Annotated in this window: 1 pseudogene; it reads right to left on the reverse strand. The window is 67.0% G+C overall.

From position 1 onward, the window contains the following. Nucleotides 1-212: pseudogene (locus EN859_RS37550) on the reverse strand (acetyl-CoA carboxylase biotin carboxyl carrier protein); the annotation flags it as partial. Nucleotides 213-282: the final 70 nt, after the last annotated feature.

A 282-nucleotide genomic window follows, 5' to 3' on the forward strand; every position in this document is an offset into this window, starting at 1 on the left:
GCGGCGACCGCGGCCGGCTGAGCCGCAGCGGCGACGGGAGCGGCGATCGCGGGCAGGGGCGCGGCAACCGCGTGGACAGCCTGCGACTGGCGCGACACACGCACTTTGAGATCGCCGAGCTCCACCTCGATCTCGGTCAGATTGGTGTCGTTCAGGATGCCCGCCAGATCGCGGATCAGCTGCTGGTCAACACCGGTCTTTTTTATCGACATTTTCGAGCCTTCTGTTTGGGGGCCGGTCACAGGCGTGCCGCCAGTGCCTGCAGCGCGAGCGTGTAGCCGA

The organism is Mesorhizobium sp. M00.F.Ca.ET.216.01.1.1 (assembly GCF_004010325.2).
GTDB lineage: Bacteria > Pseudomonadota > Alphaproteobacteria > Rhizobiales > Rhizobiaceae > Mesorhizobium.